3 rRNA genes (1 of these 3 running past the window's edge) are annotated in these 5,000 nt (G+C 42.7%); 2 read left to right on the top strand and 1 reads right to left on the bottom strand.

Features of this window, described 5'->3' with window-relative positions:
- Positions 1–106 (bottom strand): 5S ribosomal RNA (rrf, locus tag IEZ07_RS36465); the annotation flags it as partial.
- A 1,938-nt stretch (positions 107–2,044) separates the two neighbouring features.
- Between rrf and IEZ07_RS36470 the strand changes: the two genes are divergently transcribed.
- Both IEZ07_RS36470 and IEZ07_RS36475 read left to right on the top strand, forming a co-directional pair.
- Positions 2,045–3,854 (top strand): 16S ribosomal RNA (locus IEZ07_RS36470).
- A gap of 345 nt (positions 3,855–4,199) precedes the next feature.
- Positions 4,200–5,000, top strand: a 23S ribosomal RNA gene (locus tag IEZ07_RS36475); it runs 2,774 nt beyond the window's last position.

Consider the following 5,000-nt stretch of genomic DNA (forward strand, 5'->3'; position numbering starts at 1 on the left):
AGTTTCGCGTATGGTCACCCACTACACTACTCGGTCAGGCTCTTACCAGCTTAACTACAGTTGATCGGACGGGAAACGGTGCTTTCTGGTAGATATGGCCGCAACCGATAGTTTAACGGAAACGCAGGTGATATGAGGGCAGGGTCCAGACATGTTCAGTAGGTGGGAGTGAGAGGTGTTATGGGTGGAGGACAATTTTTATTATATTTCATCTAATAGCAATAGGATATGACAGGTGAAAAAGCAAAAGCAATAGTGCATTGTGATGTGGAGAATAAGGTGCATACGATGAAAAAGGTGATTTGTCATTTACAAGAGGTAGGTCGAAACAGAACATGAAAGTTGGTCGGTAGGTGGCATGCAGAGGTAGTTTCAAGGTGACAGGTTATGAAGATATGGTGCAAAAGACAAATGGATGGTGGCAGGCATAGTAAAATGATGGTGTGGAAGACATAGATGGTATTTGTTTTGCATTTACGGCACCGGATGCGGGCGATAATGACGGGAAGAGATTTAGTATGTGGGACAGAATGTCGGCGGCAGTATTGAGACCATGAGAGTAGCAAACGTAAGTCTAAAGGTTGTTTTATAGTAGTTAGGATGTAGAAAATGTATTCCGATAGGCCATTTTACATTTGGAGGGACGGTTGAAAGTGGACAGAGGAAAAGGTGCGGAAATGGCTGATTTTGATTGTTTATGTTTTGTGTGATGATTTTACATTTTTGCATAGTATTAGGTAGTCAGATGAAAGATGAATAGACATAGGAGTAAGAAAACATAGAATAGTTACCGTTATTGGTAGGAGTGTGGTGGGGTGGTATAGTCCGCATTGGGATGTTACTTTCCTGTTATGGCATGGATTTCCCTTTAGGGTCTCTGAAGCGTATTTCCGTCACCGAAAAAGGCAGAAAAAGGGAAACTGAAGGGAGGATAGTAGTAAAGTTTGAATGGTGGTAGTGTAATGTATGATATCCGTTGGTTTTGGTTTCGGTTGTGAAAAGTTTTTTGGTATGATATTTTGCAAGTAGCATATATTTCTTGTGTGAGAAAGGTATATTTTGTATGTTTTGTATGTTCCCGCGCGTTTCCGTATTTTCCGCTTCCGCTTCCGCAGTAAAAAATAGTGAGGAACTGGGTTACCCGGGGCACCTGTCACTTTGGAAAAAAAATATACGCTAAGATTTTTGGAGAATAGCTTAAATTGAAGTTTTTCTCGGCGAGAAATACGTAGTTAAGGCAGAGCGACAGAGAGGGCAAAAGAAAATAAAAGTAAGATTTTAGTTTGTAATGGGAGGGGGGGTTTAGTCATGGAGTACAAGTGTGAGGAAAAGTAGTTGGGAGGTACTTCATGCGAAAGCAGTTGAAGACAAGTTCGAAAAGAGTTTGGAAACGAATTCGAGTAGGCTTGTCGTTCGTTATGTTTTTGTAAATGGCCTCGTCAAACGGTGGAGAGAGTCGCTAGGTGATCGTCAGATCTGCCTAGTCTCTATACAGCGTGTTTAATTGACATGGGTTGATGCGTATTGAGAGATACAATTTGGGAAGAAATTCCCAGAGTGTGTTTCTTTTGCGTTTAACCTGAACAGTCTCATCGTGGGCATCTTGCGATTCCATTGGTGAGCAGCGAAGGATTTGGTGGATTACTAGCTAATAGCAATCTATTTCAAAGAATTCAAACTTGGGGGAATGCCTTGTTGAATAGCCGGTCGCAAGACTGTGATTCTTCAAGTGTAACCTCCTCTCAAATCAGCGATATCAAACGTACCATTCCGTGAAACACCGGGGTATCTGTTTGGTGGAACCTGATTAGAGGAAACTCAAAGAGTGCTATGGTATGGTGACGGAGTGCGCTGGTCAAGAGTGTAAAAGCTTTTTGAACAGAGAGCATTTCCGGCAGCAGAGAGACCTGAAAAAGCAATTTTTCTGGAATTTCAGCTGTTTCCAAACTCAATAAGTATCTTCTAGCAAGAGGGAATAGGTGGGAAAAAAAAAAAGAGATTTCGGTTTCTTTCTTTTTTACTGCTTGTTGCTTCTTCTTTTAAGATAGTTATCTGGTTGATCCTGCCAGTAGTCATATGCTTGTCTCAAAGATTAAGCCATGCATGTCTAAGTATAAGCAATTTATACAGTGAAACTGCGAATGGCTCATTAAATCAGTTATCGTTTATTTGATAGTTCCTTTACTACATGGTATAACTGTGGTAATTCTAGAGCTAATACATGCTTAAAATCTCGACCCTTTGGAAGAGATGTATTTATTAGATAAAAAATCAATGTCTTCGGACTCTTTGATGATTCATAATAACTTTTCGAATCGCATGGCCTTGTGCTGGCGATGGTTCATTCAAATTTCTGCCCTATCAACTTTCGATGGTAGGATAGTGGCCTACCATGGTTTCAACGGGTAACGGGGAATAAGGGTTCGATTCCGGAGAGGGAGCCTGAGAAACGGCTACCACATCCAAGGAAGGCAGCAGGCGCGCAAATTACCCAATCCTAATTCAGGGAGGTAGTGACAATAAATAACGATACAGGGCCCATTCGGGTCTTGTAATTGGAATGAGTACAATGTAAATACCTTAACGAGGAACAATTGGAGGGCAAGTCTGGTGCCAGCAGCCGCGGTAATTCCAGCTCCAATAGCGTATATTAAAGTTGTTGCAGTTAAAAAGCTCGTAGTTGAACTTTGGGCCCGGTTGGCCGGTCCGATTTTTTCGTGTACTGGATTTCCAACGGGGCCTTTCCTTCTGGCTAACCTTGAGTCCTTGTGGCTCTTGGCGAACCAGGACTTTTACTTTGAAAAAATTAGAGTGTTCAAAGCAGGCGTATTGCTCGAATATATTAGCATGGAATAATAGAATAGGACGTTTGGTTCTATTTTGTTGGTTTCTAGGACCATCGTAATGATTAATAGGGACGGTCGGGGGCATCAGTATTCAATTGTCAGAGGTGAAATTCTTGGATTTATTGAAGACTAACTACTGCGAAAGCATTTGCCAAGGACGTTTTCATTAATCAAGAACGAAAGTTAGGGGATCGAAGATGATCAGATACCGTCGTAGTCTTAACCATAAACTATGCCGACTAGGGATCGGGTGGTGTTTTTTTAATGACCCACTCGGCACCTTACGAGAAATCAAAGTCTTTGGGTTCTGGGGGGAGTATGGTCGCAAGGCTGAAACTTAAAGGAATTGACGGAAGGGCACCACCAGGAGTGGAGCCTGCGGCTTAATTTGACTCAACACGGGGAAACTCACCAGGTCCAGACACAATAAGGATTGACAGATTGAGAGCTCTTTCTTGATTTTGTGGGTGGTGGTGCATGGCCGTTCTTAGTTGGTGGAGTGATTTGTCTGCTTAATTGCGATAACGAACGAGACCTTAACCTACTAAATAGTGGTGCTAGCATTTGCTGGTTATCCACTTCTTAGAGGGACTATCGGTTTCAAGCCGATGGAAGTTTGAGGCAATAACAGGTCTGTGATGCCCTTAGACGTTCTGGGCCGCACGCGCGCTACACTGACGGAGCCAGCGAGTCTAACCTTGGCCGAGAGGTCTTGGTAATCTTGTGAAACTCCGTCGTGCTGGGGATAGAGCATTGTAATTATTGCTCTTCAACGAGGAATTCCTAGTAAGCGCAAGTCATCAGCTTGCGTTGATTACGTCCCTGCCCTTTGTACACACCGCCCGTCGCTAGTACCGATTGAATGGCTTAGTGAGGCCTCAGGATCTGCTTAGAGAAGGGGGCAACTCCATCTCAGAGCGGAGAATTTGGACAAACTTGGTCATTTAGAGGAACTAAAAGTCGTAACAAGGTTTCCGTAGGTGAACCTGCGGAAGGATCATTAAAGAAATTTAATAATTTTGAAAATGGATTTTTTTGTTTTGGCAAGAGCATGAGAGCTTTTACTGGGCAAGAAGACAAGAGATGGAGAGTCCAGCCGGGCCTGCGCTTAAGTGCGCGGTCTTGCTAGGCTTGTAAGTTTCTTTCTTGCTATTCCAAACGGTGAGAGATTTCTGTGCTTTTGTTATAGGACAATTAAAACCGTTTCAATACAACACACTGTGGAGTTTTCATATCTTTGCAACTTTTTCTTTGGGCATTCGAGCAATCGGGGCCCAGAGGTAACAAACACAAACAATTTTATCTATTCATTAAATTTTTGTCAAAAACAAGAATTTTCGTAACTGGAAATTTTAAAATATTAAAAACTTTCAACAACGGATCTCTTGGTTCTCGCATCGATGAAGAACGCAGCGAAATGCGATACGTAATGTGAATTGCAGAATTCCGTGAATCATCGAATCTTTGAACGCACATTGCGCCCCTTGGTATTCCAGGGGGCATGCCTGTTTGAGCGTCATTTCCTTCTCAAACATTCTGTTTGGTAGTGAGTGATACTCTTTGGAGTTAACTTGAAATTGCTGGCCTTTTCATTGGATGTTTTTTTTCCAAAGAGAGGTTTCTCTGCGTGCTTGAGGTATAATGCAAGTACGGTCGTTTTAGGTTTTACCAACTGCGGCTAATCTTTTTTTATACTGAGCGTATTGGAACGTTATCGATAAGAAGAGAGCGTCTAGGCGAACAATGTTCTTAAAGTTTGACCTCAAATCAGGTAGGAGTACCCGCTGAACTTAAGCATATCAATAAGCGGAGGAAAAGAAACCAACCGGGATTGCCTTAGTAACGGCGAGTGAAGCGGCAAAAGCTCAAATTTGAAATCTGGTACCTTCGGTGCCCGAGTTGTAATTTGGAGAGGGCAACTTTGGGGCCGTTCCTTGTCTATGTTCCTTGGAACAGGACGTCATAGAGGGTGAGAATCCCGTGTGGCGAGGAGTGCGGTTCTTTGTAAAGTGCCTTCGAAGAGTCGAGTTGTTTGGGAATGCAGCTCTAAGTGGGTGGTAAATTCCATCTAAAGCTAAATATTGGCGAGAGACCGATAGCGAACAAGTACAGTGATGGAAAGATGAAAAGAACTTTGAAAAGAGAGTGAAAAAG

This window comes from Planomonospora parontospora (assembly GCA_014647935.1).
In the GTDB taxonomy this organism is placed as follows: domain Bacteria; phylum Actinomycetota; class Actinomycetes; order Streptosporangiales; family Streptosporangiaceae; genus Planomonospora; species Planomonospora parontospora.